This window comes from Pseudotabrizicola sediminis (genome assembly GCF_004745575.1).
GTDB lineage: Bacteria > Pseudomonadota > Alphaproteobacteria > Rhodobacterales > Rhodobacteraceae > Pseudotabrizicola > Pseudotabrizicola sediminis.
Window position 1 is genome coordinate 329,842 of the sequence record NZ_RPEM01000001.1, and the last position, 18,490, is coordinate 348,331.

The 18,490-nt window shown below is 64.5% G+C and carries 15 protein-coding genes; 10 read left to right on the plus strand and 5 right to left on the minus strand.

The window, feature by feature from the left end; translation table 11 throughout:
• Entirely contained in the window at positions 1–897 is an 897-nt protein-coding gene (locus tag EEB11_RS01495) for a YicC/YloC family endoribonuclease (protein WP_135428639.1), read from the minus strand.
• Positions 898–1,118: 221 nt separating this feature from the next.
• Here EEB11_RS01495 and EEB11_RS01500 point away from each other — a divergent pair, with 221 nt between their 5' ends.
• Complete coding sequence (locus EEB11_RS01500; protein ID WP_135428640.1) at positions 1,119–1,739, plus strand: PAS domain-containing protein; 621 nt, start codon at positions 1,119–1,121, stop codon at positions 1,737–1,739.
• 70 nt (positions 1,740–1,809) lie between these two features.
• Here EEB11_RS01500 and EEB11_RS01505 read toward each other — a convergent pair whose 3' ends face one another.
• Positions 1,810–3,180 (minus strand): class II 3-deoxy-7-phosphoheptulonate synthase, encoded by a 1,371-nt coding sequence (locus tag EEB11_RS01505; protein WP_135428641.1) that lies wholly within the window; start codon positions 3,178–3,180, stop codon positions 1,810–1,812.
• Between the two features lie 169 nt (positions 3,181–3,349).
• On the opposite strand from EEB11_RS01505, the gene EEB11_RS01510 reads away from it, so the two are divergent.
• On the plus strand, positions 3,350–4,366 hold the full coding sequence (locus tag EEB11_RS01510) for a GlxA family transcriptional regulator (protein WP_135428642.1): 1,017 nt from the start codon (positions 3,350–3,352) through the stop codon (positions 4,364–4,366).
• A 22-nt stretch (positions 4,367–4,388) separates the two neighbouring features.
• On the opposite strand, the gene EEB11_RS01515 is transcribed toward EEB11_RS01510, so the two are convergent.
• Positions 4,389–5,528, minus strand: a complete 1,140-nt coding sequence (locus EEB11_RS01515; RefSeq protein ID WP_245298724.1) for a PQQ-dependent sugar dehydrogenase — start codon at positions 5,526–5,528, stop codon at positions 4,389–4,391.
• Between the two features lie 222 nt (positions 5,529–5,750).
• On the opposite strand from EEB11_RS01515, the gene EEB11_RS01520 reads away from it, so the two are divergent.
• From EEB11_RS01520 to EEB11_RS01550, 7 genes are all read left to right on the plus strand, one after another.
• The gene (locus EEB11_RS01520) at positions 5,751–6,932 is read left to right on the plus strand and encodes an ABC transporter substrate-binding protein (protein WP_135428643.1); all 1,182 of its coding nucleotides are present in this window, start codon (positions 5,751–5,753) and stop codon (positions 6,930–6,932) included.
• Positions 6,933–7,045: 113 nt separating this feature from the next.
• Positions 7,046–7,834: an ABC transporter ATP-binding protein gene (locus EEB11_RS01525; protein ID WP_135428644.1), complete on the plus strand. Its 789-nt coding sequence runs from the start codon at positions 7,046–7,048 to the stop codon at positions 7,832–7,834.
• The gene (locus EEB11_RS01530) at positions 7,827–8,537 is read left to right on the plus strand and encodes an ABC transporter ATP-binding protein (RefSeq protein WP_135428645.1); all 711 of its coding nucleotides are present in this window, start codon (positions 7,827–7,829) and stop codon (positions 8,535–8,537) included. The genes EEB11_RS01525 and EEB11_RS01530 overlap by 8 nt, the downstream gene beginning before the upstream one ends.
• Positions 8,538–8,540: 3 nt before the next feature.
• Complete coding sequence (locus EEB11_RS01535; RefSeq protein ID WP_135428646.1) at positions 8,541–9,551, plus strand: branched-chain amino acid ABC transporter permease; 1,011 nt, start codon at positions 8,541–8,543, stop codon at positions 9,549–9,551.
• Positions 9,548–10,882 (plus strand): branched-chain amino acid ABC transporter permease, encoded by a 1,335-nt coding sequence (locus EEB11_RS01540; RefSeq protein ID WP_435531090.1) that lies wholly within the window; start codon positions 9,548–9,550, stop codon positions 10,880–10,882. Before EEB11_RS01535 ends, EEB11_RS01540 begins: the two co-directional genes overlap by 4 nt.
• The gene (locus EEB11_RS01545) at positions 10,879–11,772 is read left to right on the plus strand and encodes a hypothetical protein (RefSeq protein ID WP_135428647.1); all 894 of its coding nucleotides are present in this window, start codon (positions 10,879–10,881) and stop codon (positions 11,770–11,772) included. The genes EEB11_RS01540 and EEB11_RS01545 overlap by 4 nt, the downstream gene beginning before the upstream one ends.
• 266 nt (positions 11,773–12,038) lie before the next feature.
• On the plus strand, positions 12,039–14,459 hold the full coding sequence (locus EEB11_RS01550) for a GcvT family protein (RefSeq protein ID WP_135428648.1): 2,421 nt from the start codon (positions 12,039–12,041) through the stop codon (positions 14,457–14,459).
• Positions 14,460–14,627: 168 nt separating this feature from the next.
• Here the strand turns inward: EEB11_RS01550 and EEB11_RS01555 are convergent, their stop codons facing one another.
• A complete protein-coding gene (locus EEB11_RS01555; RefSeq protein ID WP_245298725.1) occupies positions 14,628–15,290 on the minus strand; it encodes a DUF2332 family protein in 663 nt (220 codons plus the stop codon).
• 186 nt (positions 15,291–15,476) lie between these two features.
• Between EEB11_RS01555 and EEB11_RS01560 the strand changes: the two genes are divergently transcribed.
• Positions 15,477–16,076: a nucleotidyltransferase family protein gene (locus EEB11_RS01560; protein ID WP_167852626.1), complete on the plus strand. Its 600-nt coding sequence runs from the start codon at positions 15,477–15,479 to the stop codon at positions 16,074–16,076.
• On the opposite strand, the gene EEB11_RS01565 is transcribed toward EEB11_RS01560, so the two are convergent.
• Positions 16,062–18,458: a Hint domain-containing protein gene (locus EEB11_RS01565; RefSeq protein WP_135428650.1), complete on the minus strand. Its 2,397-nt coding sequence runs from the start codon at positions 18,456–18,458 to the stop codon at positions 16,062–16,064. The genes EEB11_RS01560 and EEB11_RS01565 overlap by 15 nt on opposite strands.
• Positions 18,459–18,490 lie beyond the last annotated feature (32 nt).

Genomic DNA, 18,490 nt, shown 5'->3' on the forward strand with positions numbered 1-18,490 from the left:
TCACTCCACGTTCTGAACCTGTTCGCGCATCTGATCGATCACCGTTTTCAGGTCAAGCCCGATCCGGGTCAGGGCCAGCGATTGCGCCTTGGAGCACAAGGTGTTGGCCTCGCGCATGAATTCCTGCATCAGGAAATCGAATTTGCGCCCCACCGGGCCTGCATCGGCCAGCAGGGCGCGCGCCGCCGCGACATGGGCGGTCAGCCGGTCCAGTTCCTCGGTCACGTCCTGCTTGACCGCGATCAGCGCCAGTTCCTGCGCCACCCGGCCCTCATCCGCCCCCTCGGCATGGTCCAGCACCCGGGCAAGGGCGGCGCGCAAGGCACCAGCCGCCGCATCCCGGCGCAAATCGGCCTCGGTGATGGCGGCGCGGGTCAGCGCGTCGATCTGGTCCAGCTGCGCGGCGATGACGCCGTGCATCGCGGCACCCTCTGCCGCGCGCATCTCGGTGAACTCGGCCAGCAGCGCGGGCAGATCGGCCAGCAGCGCCGCGCGCAGCGGCGCGGTGTCCGCTTCCGCGCTTGCGGTTTCCAGCACGCCGCGCACCGCCAGCACATCGGCCGCCGTGGCCTGCGCCAGCGTCACCCCGGCCTGCATCGCGGCGTTTTCCACCTGCTGCACCGCCGCCAGAACCGCCGCCAGCACCGGCGTGTTCACCTGCAACCCGGCCCCCGCCTCGGCCCCTTCCGCCGCGACTTTCACCGACAGGCTGACGGTGCCGCGCGATAGCGCCTTTTGCACCTGCGTGCGCACCGCAAGTTCCAGCCCGTCCACCCAGTCGGGCAGCCGCAGCCGCAGATCGAGCCCCTTGCCATTGACCGACCGGATGTCCCAGACCCAGACAAAGCCCGCGCCCTGCCCTTTTCGGGCGGCAAATCCGGTCATGGAAACGGTCATCAGCACTCCCTTCGCCCCGGGGGCGATATTTACCATTTGTTTAGAATCCCGCCCATCCCCACCGGCTTTTGGTGTAGATTAACACTTGAGTAACGATAGCGAGTCGGCATCCAGACCGTCATCCCGCACAGCGGCACACGGCCCGACCCGCATATCATGGCCAGAAAGGTCGGGGCAACCGGGCACCCAGGGTGACCCGCGCATTGACAAGGAAACAGAACATGACGTCTGGCTGGAGCGACCGCACATCCAACGGGTCAGATCACCGTGGCCCCGGCAAGATCGCGCAATTGCGCGCCTATTGGGAAGCGCTGCGCACTGGGGATGACCCGCCGCGCCGCGACCGGGTCGACCCACGCGGTCTTGCCGAAGCGCTGGAACACAGCTTTCTGATCGAGCGCATCGCGCCGGGCATTGCCCGGTTCCGCATCGCCGGCACCGCCTATAACGACCTGATGGGCATGGATGTGCGCGGCATGCCGCTGACGTGCCTGTTTCTGGGCCAGTCGCGTGACCGGTTGCCACTGGATCTGGAACGCGTGTTCCGCACACCGTCGATTCTGACGCTGGACCTGCGGGCCGAAACCACCCTGATGCGGTCGTCCTTGTCTGCGCGGATGCAGATCCTGCCGATGCTGGATCAAAAGGGTGACGCAACGCTTGCCATCGGCTGTGTGGATCTTTTGGGCACCATCGGCCGTGCTCCGCGCCGGTTCGAGATCACGCAAGGCACGCAAGAGCCGCTGAACAGTGGCGCGCCGGTTCAGGATCACAGCACGCCCACGCCGCCGCCGCCACGGGCAACGCCCGGCGTGCCCCATCTGCGGCTGGTGAAGGTCTGAGCCAGCGGCCGCAATGAAAAGGGGGCGGCACAGTGTGCCACCCCCGGATTTTCGCAGATAATACGCGCCCTTACAGCGCGACCCGGTGGCCGACCTCGCGGAAGGCCAGCAGCTCTTCGGCCACCAGAAACGCCAGTTCCAGCGACTGGCTGGCGTTCAGGCGCGGGTCGCAGGCGGTGTGATAGCGGTCAGACAGATCTTCATCCGTTACCGCGCGCAGGCCGCCGGTGCATTCGGTCACATCCTTGCCGGTCATCTCGAAATGCACGCCGCCCGGGATGGTGCCTTCGGATTTGTGCACCGCAAAAAATTCGCGCACTTCCGACAGCACCGCGTTGAACGGACGGGTCTTGTAGCCCGAGGGCGACTTGATGGTGTTGCCATGCATCGGGTCGCAGGACCAGACCACGTTTGCGCCTTCGTCCTTCACTGCCTTGACCAGACGCGGCAGGTGTTCTGCCACCTTGCCCGCACCAAAGCGCGCGATCAGGGTCAACCGGCCCGCCTCGTTCTGCGGGTTCAGCTTTGCCATCAGCACTTTCAGGTCTTCGGCGGTCGTGGTCGGCCCGCATTTCAGGCCGATCGGGTTGAGCACGCCGCGGCAGAATTCCACATGCGCGCCATCGGGCTGCCGGGTGCGGTCGCCGATCCAGATCATATGGCCCGATCCCGCGACGTTCTGGCCCGAAATACTATCGACCCGGCACAGCGCCTCTTCATATTCCAGCAGCAAGGCTTCGTGGCTGGTGTAGAAATCAACCGTGGTCAGCATATGGGCGGTTTCGGCATTCACCCCCGCCGCCGTCATGAAATCCAGCGCGTCGGAAATGCGGTTCGACAGCTCGCGGTAGCGGTCTGCCTTGTCATGTTCGGCAAAGCCCAGCGTCCAGCTGTGCACCCGGTGGATATCGGCAAAGCCGCCGGTGGAAAACGCGCGCAGAAGGTTCAGGCTGGCCGCCGCCTGCGTATAGGCCTGAAGCATCCGCTGCGGGTCGGGCTGGCGCGCCTCTGGCGTCGCCTCGAACCCGTTGATGATGTCGCCGCGATAGCTGGGGTATTCCACCCCGCCGATCACTTCGGTCGGCGCGCTGCGTGGCTTGGCAAACTGCCCCGCCATCCGGCCCACCTTGATCACCGGCACTTTTGCGCCATAGGTCAGCACGATGGCCATCTGCAGCATCACGCGGAAGGTGTCGCGGATGTTGTCGGCACTGAATTCGGCGAAACTTTCCGCACAATCGCCGCCCTGCAGCAAAAACGCCTTGCCTTCCGACGCCAGAGCCAGCTGCTTTTTGAGCCGCCGCGCCTCGCCCGCAAAGACCAGCGGCGGATACTTGGCCAGCTGCGCCTCAACGGCATTCAGCGCGGCGCTGTCCATGTAATCAGGCATCTGCACCCGCGGTTTCGCGCGCCAGTCCGATTTCTGCCAGCCTTTGGTCATGGCCTTCTCCTTACCCATATTCGGGCCCACCTGTGGGTCGTTAGCGGTATCGCGCGTTGTATACGGTCTGACGGGTCGGATGCAAAGGCCCAAACGCCCCATCTGCCCCCTTGCGAAACGCATGAAATCCTGTCTCATGCGTCCATATCCGACATGAACAGGTCGCAAGATGTCCACGCCACCCACCCGTGCCCAGAAAACCGATGCGACCCCCACCACCAAACGCTTTGTCTTTGTGCTGCTGGACCGCTTCACGATGATGTCGTTTTCCTGCGCGATCGAGCCGCTGCGGCTGGCCAATTACGTCGCCGGCAAGCCACTTTATGACTGGATTCTGGCAGGCGAAGGCGGGGTAGAGGCAACGTGTTCCAACGGGGCCACCTTCCGTCTGGACATCGGGCTGGAAGATGTGGACCGCGAAGACACCATTCTGGTCTGCGGCGGCATCGACATCCAGCGCGCCACGACGAAACCGGTGCTGAACTGGCTGCGGCGCGAGGCGCGGCGCGGCAACACCATCGGGGGCATGTGCACCGGGGCCTACGCGCTGGCCAAGGCGGGGCTGCTGGATGGCAAAAAGGCGACCATCCACTGGGAAAATCAGGATGGCTTTCTGGAGGAGTTCGAGCAGGTCAAGCTGACGAAATCGGTGTTCGTGATGGATGGCAACCGGCTGACCACGGCGGGCGGCATTTCGTCGATTGATCTGGTGCTGAAGATCATTGCCGCCGATCACGGGCAGGATCTGGCCAATACGGTGGCGGACCTTTTGATCTATTCCGCGATCCGCACCGATCAGGACACCCAGCGCCTGTCGATCCCCACCCGGATCGGCGTGCGGCACCCGAAGCTGAGCCAGGTGATCCAGATGATGGAGGGCAACATCGAAGACCCGCTGTCGCCCGCCGATCTGGCCGATCAGGTCGACATGTCCACCCGCCAGCTGGAACGGCTGTTCCGCCGCTATCTCAACCGCAGCCCCAAGCGCTATTACATGGAACTGCGCCTGGGCAAGGCGCGCAACCTGCTGATGCAGACGGATATGAGCGTCATCAACGTGGCCCTTGCCTGCGGTTTTGCGTCACCTTCGCATTTTTCCAAATGCTACCGCAGCCATTACAACACCACGCCCTACCGCGAGCGTGGGTCGCAAGGGCCAACCCCGCCGACACGGCTGTCGATCTGACAGCTGTACCGGCACCCTTTGGTCAGCTTTCCTCTGCCGGGGCGAGGCGGAAGATGGCCCCCTCCAGCACCGACACGAACCAGATCGACCCGTCGGGGGCCTCGCGCACATCGCGCACCCGGCCGGTTTCCTCGGCCTCGATGCGTTCTTCGGCAAAGCCGGTCGCGGCGGCGGTGTCCGGGTCCAGCCGTGACAGGAAGCTGGTGTTCAGCGACCCGGTGAAGATGTCGCCTTCCCATTCCGGCACCAGTGCGCCGGAATAGACCATCATGCCAGAGGGCGCGATGGAGGGGTCCCAGTAATGCGCGGGCTGTTCCATACCGTCCTGCGCCTGCCCTTCACCGATGCTGGCCCCGTTGTAATTCACGCCATAGCTGATCACCGGCCAGCCATAGTTGCGGCCCATCATCACCCGGTTGACCTCATCCCCGCCCCGCGCGCCATGCTCGACCAGCCACAGCGCGCCATCGGGGCCCAGCGTGGCACCCTGCGCGTTGCGGTGGCCGATGGAATAGATCCCGGGCCGCCAGCCGTCGATGCTGGTCGCAGGGGTTCCGTCGCGGTTCAGGTGGATCACCGAGCCTTCGACCCGCGCCGGGTCTTGCGCCTCCATGCCCCCCGGCCCGGTCCCCCGGTCGCCTGCGGTGATGAACACGGTACCATCCTGCGCCTCAACGATCCGGCTGCCGAAGTGCCGCCCACCCGAGGTCCCGTCACCGACATAGAGCTGCTCGAACCCTTCCAGTGCCGTACCATCGTCAGACAGTCGGCCTTTGCCGACCGCCGTGGCAGCACCCCCCGCGACCGGGGCGGCGTAAGACAGCCAGATTTCCCGCGTCTGCGCAAAATCACGCGGGATCATCACATCCAACAACCCGCCCTGCCCTTGCGCAAACACCTCTGGCGCGCCGGTGATTTCGGTGGCCTCGCCCGCTTCAACCCGCAACAGCCGCCCGGCAAGCTCGGTCACGATCAAGCCGCCATCCGGCAGAAAGCCGACCGCCCAGGGTTCTTCAAACCCGCGCGCCACGGGCGTGATCTGCATCACACCGGCAGAGGTGTCCACCGTGGTCTGGGCAAAGCCCTGCCCGGCCAGCAGGGCCAGTGCGGACACCGGCGCGGCAAGGGTGAGCATGCGGGAAAGGGGGCAGATGCGGGACATGACTTCTCCTGTTGATGGCCATCATGTCAAAACGTGGGGCGCAACAGCGCAGTTCCAACCCTGTCGCGCAAGCGTGAACCGGCGTGAGGCCCGGGCCGCCGCCCCGGTGCCCGCTTCACCCTACGTCACCCGACAAATTTGCAGATCACAAGGCACTTTTCTTTTACCAAACGGCCAACTAACCTGCCCCGCAGGATAACAGTCCGACATGGGAGACTTATAATGAAGAAACTGCTTCTTGCCACCGCCGCCTCCGCGCTGATCGCCGGGGCTGCACAGGCCGAAGATGTCAAGATGGGCATCATTCTGGGCTTCACCGGCCCGCTGGAATCGATCACGCCGAACATGGCCACCGGGGCCGAACTGGCAATCACCGAAGTGAACACATCGGGCAAGTTCAGCCTTGGCACTGTGGTTCCGGTCCGCGCCGACAGCACCTGCATTGACGCCGCCGCCGCCACCGCCGCCGCTGACCGTCTGATCACCGCCGAAGGCATCAAGGCCATCATGGGTGCTGACTGTTCCGGTGTGACCGGCGCGATCCTGCAGAACGTTGCCCGCACCAATGGCGTGGCGATGATCTCGCCTTCGGCGACCTCGCCCGCGCTGTCCACCGCCGAAGATGACGGCCTGTTCTTCCGCACTGCGCCATCCGACGCGCGCCAGGGCGTGGTGATGACCGAGATCCTGATGGACAAGGGCATCAAGACCGTCGCGCTGACCTATACCAACAACGACTACGGCAAGGGGCTGGCCGACAGCTTTGCCGCCGCCTTTACTGCTGCCGGTGGCACCGTAACGATCAACGCCCCGCATGAAGATGACAAAGCCGACTATTCGGCCGAAGTCGCCTCGCTGGCCTCGGCTGGTGGTGAAGTGCTGGTCGTGGCGGGCTACACCGACAAGGGCGGCAAGTCGATCATTCAGGCCTCGCTTGATTCGGGTGCGTTTTCGACCTTCGTGCTGCCAGATGGCATGGTCGGGCAAAAGCTGGTGGATGACATCGGCGAAGGGCTGACCGGATCGTTCGGCCAGTTCCCCGGCACCGACAGCGAAGGCGCGGAAATCTTTCAGGGAATCGCAACCGCGGCTGGCTTTGACGGGACCTCGGCCTTTGCGCCCGAATCCTATGATGCCGCGGCGCTGATCATGCTGGCGATGGCCGCCGCCGGATCGACCGATTCCAAGGACTGGGCCCCCAAGGTGATGGAACTGGCCAACGCCCCGGGCGAGCCGATCCTGCCGGGTGAACTGGGCAAGGCGCTGGAGCTGATCGCCGCCGGCACCGACATCGACTATATCGGTGCCACCGCCGTGGAACTGATCGGGCCGGGCGAAAGTGCCGGCAACTACCGCGAGATCGAGATCAAGGACGGCAAGATCGAAACTGTCCGGTTCCGCTGATCGCAGCCAAAACCATCAAAGCACGGCCCGGAGCAATCCGGGCCGTTGCCATAAGACAAAGCCTCCGCGCCCGGAAAATCCGGACCTGCGACGGAAGGTTCAGGGGATAACAGATGATCAAGGTTGAAAACCTGCACCGCCATTTCGGCGGGTTCCGGGCAGTTGACGGTGCGTCCTTGTCGATTGCCTCCGGCTCTGTCACCGGGCTGATCGGCCCGAATGGCGCGGGCAAGACAACGCTGTTCAACGTGATCGCCGGACGGCTGAAGCCGACCAGCGGCAGCGTGCAGATGGCGGGCGAAGACATCACCGGCCTGCCGCCGCATGAATTGTTCCACAAAGGGCTGCTGCGCACCTTTCAGATCGCGCATGAATTCGGCTCGATGTCCTGCGTCGAAAACCTGATGATGGTGCCGGGCGCGCAGATGGGTGAAACCCTGTGGAACGCCTGGTTCCGCCGTGGGGCCGTGCGCGCCGAGGAAGAGCGTTTGCGGGCAAAAGCGCATGACGTGCTGAAATTCCTGACCGTCGACCATCTGGCCGATCAGAAGGCCAGCCAGATTTCCGGCGGGCAGAAAAAGCTGCTGGAACTGGGCCGGACGATGATGGTCGACGCGAAAATCGTGTTTCTGGATGAGGTGGGCGCGGGCGTGAACCGCACCCTGCTGAACACTATCGGCGACGCGATCCTGCGGCTGAACGCCGAACGCGGCTATACCTTCTGCGTCATCGAGCATGACATGGATTTCATCGGCCGGTTGTGCAACCCGGTGATCTGCATGGCCGAAGGCAAGGTTCTGGCCCAGGGCACGGTGGAAGAGGTCAAGAACGACGAGCGCGTGATCGAGGCCTATCTGGGCACCGGATTGAAGAACAAGATGAAAGAGGCCGCCCATGGCTGAACCCTTCCTGATCGGCGACGCCATGACCGGCGGTTATGGCGGGGCCGATATCCTGCACAGCTGCACCATTGCGGTGAACCCCGGCGAGATTGCCGTGATTGTGGGTCCCAATGGCGCAGGCAAATCCACCGCCATGAAAGCGGTGTTCGGCATGCTGTCGTTGCGCAGCGGCGCGGTGCGGCTGAAGGGCGAGGATATCACCGCCCTGACCCCGCAGGCCCGTGTCGCCAAGGGCATGGCCTTTGTGCCGCAGACAGCCAACATCTTCACCTCAATGACGGTGGAGGAGAACCTGGAAATGGGGGCATTCCTGCGCCGCGATGACATCAAGACGACGATGGAGCAGGTCTATACCCTGTTCCCGATCCTGCGCGACAAGCGCTATCAGGCGGCAGGCGAATTGTCCGGCGGGCAGCGTCAGCAGGTCGCCGTGGGCCGCGCACTGATGACGCAGCCTTCGGTGCTGATGCTGGACGAACCCACTGCCGGCGTGTCGCCCATCGTGATGGACGAACTCTTTGACCGCATCATCGAAGTGGCCCGCACCGGCATTTCCATTCTGATGGTGGAGCAGAACGCACGGCAAGCGCTGGAGATTGCCGACAAGGGCTATGTTCTGGTGCAAGGTGCCAACCGCTTTACCGACACCGGACAGGCCCTGCTGGCCGACCCGGATGTGCGCAAATCTTTTCTCGGGGGCTGAGCCATGGATATCCTCAATGCCCTTGTGGCATTCCTCAACTTCGTCTTTATCCCCGGCGTGGCTTACGGCGCGCAGCTGGCGCTGGGGGCGCTGGGGGCGACGCTGATCTATTCGATCCTGCGGTTTTCCAACTTTGCCCATGGCGATACCATGGCCATCGGCACCGTGTTCGTCATCCTGCTGACCTGGGGGATGCAGGGAATGGGCATCAGCTTCGGCCCCTTGCCCACCGCCCTGCTGGCCCTGCCCTTCGGCATCGTGCTGACCGCCATCCTGCTGCTGGCCACCGACCGCGTGGTCTACCGCTATTACCGCCGCGTCAAGGCAGCCCCGGTCATTCTGGTGATGGCCTCGCTTGGTGTGATGTTCATCCTCAACGGTGTCACCCGCTTCATCATCGGCACCAGTGACATCAGCTTCACCGATGGCGAGCGGTTCATTATGACCGCCGGAGATTTCCGCGAAAGCACCGGGCTGGCCGAGGGGCTGGCGATCCGCACCACACAAGGCGTCACCCTTGTGGTGGCGATCATCGCGGTGGGGCTGCTGTTCTGGTTCTTGCAAAAAACCCGCACCGGCAAATCCATGCGGGCGTTTTCCGACAATGAGGATCTGGCCCTGCTGTCGGGCATCAACCCCGACCGGGTGGTCGCGGTGACATGGATCGTGGCGGCCGCCCTCGCCACCACTGCGGGCACGCTTTACGGCCTCGACAAGGGGTTCAGCCCCTTCACCTATTTCCAACTGTTGCTGCCGATCTTTGCCGCGGCCATCGTCGGCGGCCTTGGCAGCCCGATCGGGGCCATCGCAGGTGGCTTTGTCATCGCCTTTTCCGAGGTGATGGTCACCTATGCCTGGAAAAAAGTGGTCACCTATCTGTTGCCTGACTCCATGGCCCCCAGCGGGTTGATCCAACTGATGTCGACCGATTACAAATTCGCGGTCAGCTTCTTGATCCTGATCATCGTGCTTCTGGTGATGCCCACCGGTCTGTTCAAAGGAAAATCAATATGAGCGGTGCCCAGATGACCTCGCAAGCCGCCGCCGCCGGCCCCGCCCGTGGCTTGTTGCTGGCCGCTTTCGTCGCCGCCCTGTTCATCGCGACTGGCATGTTTCAAAGCTGGACGCTGGCGCTGTTGATCGTGAACATGGCGCTGATTTCGTCGATCATGGCGCTGGGGGTGAATATCCAGTGGGGCTATGCCGGGCTGTTTTCGGTTGGCACCATGGGGTTTGTGGCGCTTGGCGGGCTGTCGGTGGTCCTGGTGTCGTCCGCGCCTGCGCCGGGCGGTTGGTCGGCGGGTGGCACGGGTATTGTGCTGGGTCTGGCAATGGGGGCGGCCACCATTGCCGCCGCCGTCATGGCGGCCAGCAAAATGGCCCCCGGGCGGCGGCGTACCGTGATCGTCGCGGCCATCCTGATCATCGGGTTTTTCCTGTTCCGCGCCGTCTTTGACCCCGCCGTGCAGGCGGTCGAGGCCAACAATCCCGCCACCCACGGCAACCTTGGGGGTCTGGGCCTGCCGGTGCTGCTGGCCTGGCCGGTGGGCGGCCTGCTGGCCGCCGCCGCAGCCTGGGCCATCGGCAAGGCCGCGCTTGGCCTGCGCTCGGACTATCTGGCCATCGCCACGCTGGGCATTGCCGAAATCATCCTTGCCGTGTTGAAAAACGAAGACTGGATGGCGCGCGGCGTGAAGAACGTCATCTCGCTGCCCCGCCCGGTGCCCTATGAGGTGGATCTGCAACGCACCCAAGGGTTCGTTGACTGGGCGCTGAGCTGGGGCTTTGACCCGGTCACCGCGTCATCGATCGTGGTGCGGCTGATGTATACCGGGTTGTTTGCCGTTGTGCTGCTGGCGCTCATCGCGCTGTCACAGGCGGCGCTGCACAGCCCCTGGGGCCGGATGATGCGCGCCATCCGCGACAATGAGGTGTCGGCCGAGGCGATGGGCAAGGACGTGACCCGCCGCCATCTGCAGGTCTTCATCCTTGGCAGCGCTGTCATCGGCATTGCGGGCGCAATGATGACCACGCTTGATGGTCAGCTGACCCCCGGCTCTTATTCGCCGCTGCGCTTTACCTTTCTGGTCTGGGTGATGGTGATCGTGGGCGGATCGGGCAACAACTGGGGGTCTGTGCTGGGTGGTTTCCTGATCTGGTGGCTGTGGGTGATGGTGGAACCCATCGGCAACTGGCTGATGGTGGTGATCACCTCCGGCATGGCCGATGGCTGGCTGAAAGGCCACCTGATCAACTCTGCCGCCCATATGCGCCTGCTGACGATGGGGGTGATCCTGCTTCTGGTGCTGCGGTTCGCGCCAAAGGGGTTGTTGCCGGAAAGATGACGCCTCCTTTCGTCCTTTTGCTCGCCATCTGGGGAACCAGATACGGGCCGTCCGATGTGAATGGCATCGTGCAGGCCGCGTATCGCCTGTCGCCGGGGCTGCACAGTGTGGTTCTGGTGACCGACCGCACCCGCGACGGGATAGACGCGCGCGTGCGGCAAGTGGCCTTTCCGGCCGATTATGACCGGGCCGAGTTTTTTGGCAGGGGCTACCGGTCAAAACTGGCAGTGTTTTCGCCGCAGGTCGTTCCGCCGGGTCTGCCTTGCGTGTTCCTTGATCTGGATACTGTGGTGATCGGAGATCTGGGGCGGATCGCCGCGCTGGTGCAAGGGCCTGACGATCTGTTCATGCTGCCGCCGGGGGGGCTTGGCTTTGGGGCCCTGCGCCGGGTGCGGGACCGCGTGAAGGGGGATGGTAAATTTCCGGTCGGCAATTCCTCGATCCTTGCCTTTCATGCCGATGCTGCACCCAATCTTGCCGAGACCTACGCCAGCCGCTTTGGCGCAGGTGACACGGAGGCGACCAGGATGGTGATCGACGATGTCATCATCGCGTGGTTCGGGCGCGGGCGCGTAAAGGGGGTGCCCACGTCCTGCGGCGTGATGTTCCGCCGCGAATTCCTGTCGCGCGTGCCGGGCTGGGCCTGGTTCAAGGCATGGCTGCCCGGTGTGCAACGGCGCCGGTCGCAGATCGCGGCGGTCACGTTCAACGGGGTCGCCGTGAAGCCCGAGCAGCTGGCCACCCTCGCCGAGGGGGACACCGTCAGCGATGGCCGCGGCCGCAGCGGCCCCTGGACCCGTCGTGCCATCGGCCCGCTCTGGTCACACCTGCAAGCTACGGTGCAGCCCACCGCCGCTTCGCCACGGCCCTGCGAGGACCACCCCGGCTGAAAGGGGATTGCGCCTGGTGCGGCACGTCTCTGACGCGGCCAATCGCTGCGCACCGCCTTTGACGCGGTTCCAAAGCCCTTCTGACACGCTCCGCGCAGGCCATGTTCCGTCGTGGCCCCGTTACCACAGACAAGGGTGGCAGCGCCGCAAGAGCCAAGCCCGCACACCCGCAGCACCGCCCATCCGCGACATTTCCTGTCGCACGCTGACATGCCGCCCGACCCGCGCCCCGCCACTCTGGCGACCAAAGGCAACGGAGTTTCCAGATGAAAACCCATACCCGCGTGGTCGTGATCGGCGGCGGTGTCGTCGGCTGTTCGGTCCTCTATCACCTGACCAAGCTGGGTTGGTCCGATGTGACGCTGATCGAGCGGTCCGAACTGACATCGGGCAGCACTTGGCACGCGGCGGGCGGGTTCCATACGCTCAACGGCGACACCAACATGGCGGCGCTGCAGGGCTACACCATCCGGCTGTACAAGGAGCTGGAGGCGATCACCGGGATGAATTGCGGGTTGCACCACGTGGGCGGCATTACCCTTGCCGACAACGAGGCCCGGTTCGAGCAGCTGAAGGCTGAACGCGCCAAGCACCGCTACATGGGGCTGGATACGGAAATCCTGGGGCCGGAGGAAATTCACAAGCTGACCGATGGCATGGTCAACCTCGAAGGCATCCTCGGCGCGCTGTACGACCCGCTCGATGGCCACCTAGACCCCTCGGGCACCACCCACGCCTATGCGAAAGCCGCCCGGATGGGCGGGGCGGAAATCATCCTGCACAACCGCGTGCTGGAGACCAACCCCACCAAGGACGGCTGGGAAGTGGTGACGGAAAAGGGCACCATCACCTGCGAACATCTGGTCAACGCCGGCGGCCTTTGGGCGCGCGAAATTGGTGCGATGGCCGGGGTTTACCTGCCGCTGCTGCCGATGGCGCACCAATACCTCGTCACCGACGACATTCCCGAAATCGTCGACATCCTGAAATCGGGCCGCGAATTCCCACATGTCATGGACCCGGGCGGCGAATCCTATCTGCGTCAGGAAGGGCGCGGCCTTTGCATCGGGTTTTATGAAAAACCCTGCGAGCCCTGGGCGGTTGACGGCACCCCATGGGACTTTGGCCACGAGCTTCTGAACGAGCAGTTCGACAAGATCGAAGACTCGGTCAATTTCGCCTACCGCCGTTTCCCCGTCCTCGAACGCTCCGGCGTGAAACGCGTCATCCACGGCCCCTTCACCTTTGCGCCCGACGGCAACCCGCTGATCGGCCCGGTCCCCGGCCTGCGCAACTACTGGTCCGCCTGCGCCGTCATGGCCGGATTCTCTCAAGGCGGCGGCATGGGTCTTGCGCTGGCCCAATGGATGATCGAGGGCGAGGTTGAACGCGACCCGCGCGGCTTTGACGTCGCCCGCTTCGGCAACTGGACCAGCCCCGGCTACACCGTGCCCAAGGTGATTGAAAACTATCAGATGCGGTTCAACGTGTCGTACCCGAACGAGGAACGCCCCGCCGCCCGCCCCTTCCGCACCACGCCGATGTACGAAGTTTTCGACGGCATGAACGCGGTCTGGGGCCAGCAATACGGGCTGGAGGTGGTGAATTACCACGCCCTGCCGGGGCAGCCCCGCTTTGAGGAGCCCAGCTTCAAACGCTCCAACGCGTGGGAGGCAACCGCGCAGGAGGTGATGGCCGTCCGCAACGGCGTCGGCATCAACGAGTTGCAGAATTTCGGCAAATACCGCGTCACGGGTGCCGCTGCCCGCGACTGGCTGAACCGCATCATGGCGGGCCGCATCCCCAAACCGGGCCGCCTGTCGCTTACCCCGATGCTGGCGCATAGCGGCAAGATCATCGGCGATTTCACCGTCACCTGCCTGTCGGAAACCGAATTCCAGCTGACCGCCAGCTATGGCGCGCAAGGCTGGCATCAGCGCTGGTTTGATCAGCACGCCGCACCTGGCGTCAGGGTGGACAACATCTCCGACACGGTCTCTGGTTTCCAGATCGCGGGGCCGAATGCCCGCACACTTCTGTCCCGCGTCACCCGCGCCGATGTCTCGGCAGAGGCGTTCAAGTTCATGGACGCCAGACGCCTGACCATCGGCATGGCCAATTGCCTGGTGCAGCGCGTCAGCTATACGGCCGATCTGGGGTATGAGATCTATACCGACCAGATGTCGGTCCGCCACCTGTGGGATATCCTGAATGAACATGGGGCGGACCTGTCCTTGCGCCCCTTCGGCATGCGCGCGATGATGAGCTTGCGGCTGGACAAATGGTTTGGCAGCTGGGGCCGCGAGTTCAGCCCCGACTACACCCCGGCGGAAACCGGGCTTGATCGCTTCATCCAATGGACCAAGCCCACCGACTGGATCGGCCACGCCGCCGCCACCGCAGAAAAGGCCACCGGCCCGAAACGCCGCCTCACCCAATTCATCGTCGACGCCACCGATGCCGATGTGGTCGCGTGGGAGCCGATCTGGCTGAACGGAACCGTACAGGGCTACTGCACCTCGGGCGGCTACAGCCACACCACCGGCCAGTCGGTCGCCATGGGCTTCCTGCCCGAAGGCACGATCACCGATGGCCTTCAGGTCGAGATTGAAATCCTGGGCTACCGCCGCCCCGCCCGCGTGACCCTCGCACCGCTGTGGGACGATGGCGGGCGGATGCGCGCCTGACCTTCGGCATTTCCAGTCCGAAAATATCCTCGAGGGGTGAGGATCACAGCCACGAGGGGCGCGCGCCCCCTCGACGCGCCCGCCCCCGGGTGATGCATGCAAGCGCGGATCGCCCCAAGCCGTAGGGCGGGGTTCACCCCGCCGCCCCGCACGGAGACATGGTCCGCCTCAATCACCCATACCCCGCCACTCGACCCATTCCCCATGAAACCCGGCGCGCCCCAGCGTTACCGCAATATCCCCGGGCCAGATCCGCAGCGTCACCGCCGCCCCCGGGCCTGCCGCATCTGCCTCCATCCCCAACCAGCACAGTGGTGCGTCAGCGCTGGCCCGCGCGCCTGCAGCGGCCATCGCGGCCTCAATGCGCGCCTGCACCGTGGGCGGGAAATACTGATGCGCAATCGTGTGATACACCAGATGCGCCTGCCCCGGATGCCGCGCCTGCAACCGCGCTTCCAGCCAGTCCGCCGCGTCGCCTTCATCCACCACCCCCCCCCCCCCGGCCAACCCCAAGGCCGCCTGCAGCCGCGCCAGACGGAGCGTCTGATCGGCCCAGACAAAGGCCAGCAGCCGCGCGCCGTCGCGCTTGGGGTCCAGCGGGTTCAGGTCTACCCCGCGCCGCGCCGCCACCACCGGAGCCACCATCGGCGGCACCACCCCTTGCCATTCCGGCCGCAGCGTCACCGCACTGCCCGCCGCCTCGATCAGCCCGCCCGGAGTGCCAAGGGCATAGCACGCGCCTGTTCCTCTAACGCAGTGACAAACCGGTCCGACATCGCACCCTCCGCTTGCAGGTGCCTTCAGCCTGCCCCAGCACGAAAACAGGGTCAACACCCATGACCAATCCATGATTTCTGGATGGCAGGGGGCGCATCTTTTCCGTCGCCATCCGCCCGATTTCGTGTGAAAAATGGCGATGATCGGGGCCAAGTCTTGAGACTGCCTTGAACGTGCATCAACTAGCTATTGATTTCATTAGAATTCCCGTCCTGCAACACAGTGGAATACCACACACCCATGCCGATGCCTGACCTGCAGATCCTGATCCTTGCCGCCGGGGCCTCCAGCCGGATGCGCGGAGCGGACAAGCTGTTGGAACAGGTGGCAGGCCAGCCGCTTTTGCGCCACATCGCCGGTCAGGCCGTCGCCACCGGCCTGCCCGTCACCGTCACCCTGCCCCCCGACCGCCCCGCGCGCGCTGCCGCGCTGGACGGCCTTACCGTCCGCCGGATAACCGTACCGGACGCGGGGTTTGGCATGGCCCACAGCCTGCGCGCCGGTCTGGCCAGCCTGCAACCGCAGGGGGCGGTGATGGTGCTGTTGGCAGACCTGCCCGAGATCACGACCGATGACCTGACGATGTTGGCCCATGCTCACGCCCGCACGCCCGGCCAGATCCTGCGCGCCACCGATGCCAGTGGCCAGCCCGGCCATCCGGTGATCTTTCCAGGCTCTCTCCGGGCCGAGCTTATGCAGCTGACGGGGGATGACGGCGCGCGCAGCCTGCTGCGCCGCCATGCAGGCGACCTGCAGCTGATCGCCCTGCCCGGCCAGCACGCAACCACCGACCTCGACACGCCCGAAGATTGGGCGGCGTGGCGGTCAGGCCGCGAGTAGCACCCGCGCCTCATGCGCGCGCAACGTGGCCCGCGCCGCCGGGTAGGCCTGCGCCCCCTCGGCCAGTTCCGGGAACAGCGCCAGCATCTCGTCACGCTGGCCCCGGTCCATCGACCGCAGCGTGGCGATCCCCGGTTGGAAGCTTTCCGTCCAGGCGCCTTCGGCCTGAATGATCTCGTGCTGGCTGCACATCACATGAATATAGCTGACCCGCCGTGCGGGCACCCGGGCAATGCCGGGCAACCCGGTCAGGTTGATCGCCGCCACCAGCACCTCACGCTCGCCAAACAGCAGTTCCGCCCGCGCGCCCTCAATCAGCATGCGGTGCTGCGGGGAAACCAGCATGTCACTCCGGGGCAAGCCATCGCCAAGCGCCCCAGCCGCGATCCGCACCGGACACAGCGCCGGGTTCACCAGCAGATCCGCCGGCCCCAGATCGCGCTGCCCGACCCAGCAAATGTCCTGAAAACCGCTGTCACGGGTCAGTATGCGGTCGCCGGGCTGCAGATCTTCCACGCGGCGCAAGCCCGTCGGGGTGGTGATCAGGGTGCCGGGGGTGAAGCAGGGCACCACATTCTCGATGCCCGAAAAGAACAGGGTGCCCGACACCGTGCCGTCGGGATCAAGAAACTCGACCCGGCCGTTCTGACGGTCGGCCGCGTCAAAAATGATGTTCGTCGCATTCTTGCCCCAGGCCGACAGATCCAGCGTGTCGTAGTTGTCGCCGCCATCGCCGCCAAAGATGGTGTCACCGGGGCCGCCAAAGAACAGATCGCGGCCATCGCCACCTTCGAGAAAATTGGCCCCGTCCCCGCCGTAAAGCGTGTCATTGCCCGCGCCGCCATACAGGCTGTCATCGCCTGCACCGCCATAGATCAGGTCGTCATCGCCCTCTCCCCACAGCACATCATTGCCGGCGTCGCCGTAGATCGTATCGTTGCCCGAACCCGCCCAGATCGTGTCATTGCCATCACCGCCATAAAGCAGGTTGTCGCCCGGCAATTGCGCGCCGGCCACGTCGTCAATGACATCATCCCCCGCGCCGCCAAAGACCGTGTCATTGCCTGCACCGAAGAAAATCGTGTCATTGCCCGCGCCGCCATGAAGGACGTCATCGCCATCGCCGCCGAACAGAACATCGTTGCCATCCCCGCCGAACAGCTGGTCATCGCCAGTGCCGCCGTCCAGCGTGTCATTGCCGGCATCGCCGTGCAGGGTGTCGTTGCCGGTGCCACCGATGAGCGAGTCATCGCCATCACCGCCATAGAGCAGGTCGGCATCGCCACTGCCGATGTAGCCGCTGTCCAGCCGGGTCGCATAGAGCCCGGTATCGGCCGAGTTGACCGATGTAAGCTGGATCGAGGTGATCGGCCCGCTGGTCAGCAACTGCGAGTCCGCATTGATTTCAAACTCCGGGGCCAGAAACACCCGGCCATCGGTCAGCTGGATCACAACGGCGGTGATCTGACCGCTGCTGCCATCGGCAAAGGTGACGGTCGCGTTGTAGACCTGGGTTGAATCCAGATAGGCCTGCACACCGTCGATCAGGAAATGTTCGGAGGTGGTTGTGTTGTTGTCATTGTCGGCCAGAATGCCGTCGCCGTTCAGATCGACGGCTGTGGCCCGCACGATCGCCCCGGACAGGGGCGTCGCGGCGCTGCCAAAGGTGGTCAGCAGGTTGGCGGCATTTTCGGACCCGCTGTTGGCTTCATTGGGGTCGATATCCGCGAAGGTGCCAAGTGAAATCAGATTGTAAGTCAGGGACGGCGCGTTGGTGGCATAATGCGCGCCGTCGTCACTGCCGCCGATGATCGTGTCATTGCCCGCGCCGCCGAACACCGTGTCATTGCCGGCCCCGGCGTCGATCAGGTCATCCCCTGCACCACCGTAGATCAGGTTGGCATCATTGCTGCCGGTGATGATATCGTTGAACCCGGTGCCGACCACGTTCTCGATAGAGCTGAGGCTGTCGGTGCCAGCAGAAGTGCCGGTCGCGACTCCGGTGTTGAGGTTGACGCTCACCGCTGCGGTTTCCGACGCATAGGTGACAGTGTCGGTCCCGCCGCCCCCGATCAGGGTGTCGTCGCCCGCGCCGCCATCGAGCAGGTCATCGCCCATGCCGCCATCGAGGCTGTCCGCGCCGGTGCCGCCGAACAGCGAGTCGTTGCCCGCGCCACCGAACAGACGGTCTGCCCCCGCCTCGCCCAGCAGGCTGTCGTCGCCGTCCTGACCATTGAGCGTGTCATTGCCGGTCCCGCCGAACACCGTGTCATTGCCGCCCCCGGCATTGACCACGTCATTGCCGCCAAGCGCGCTGATCGTGTCAGCATCATTGGTGCCGTTTAGGGTGTTGTTGCCACCCGTCCCGGTGATGTTGGCCATTGCGGCGTATCCACTTAATTTTACTTAATTTG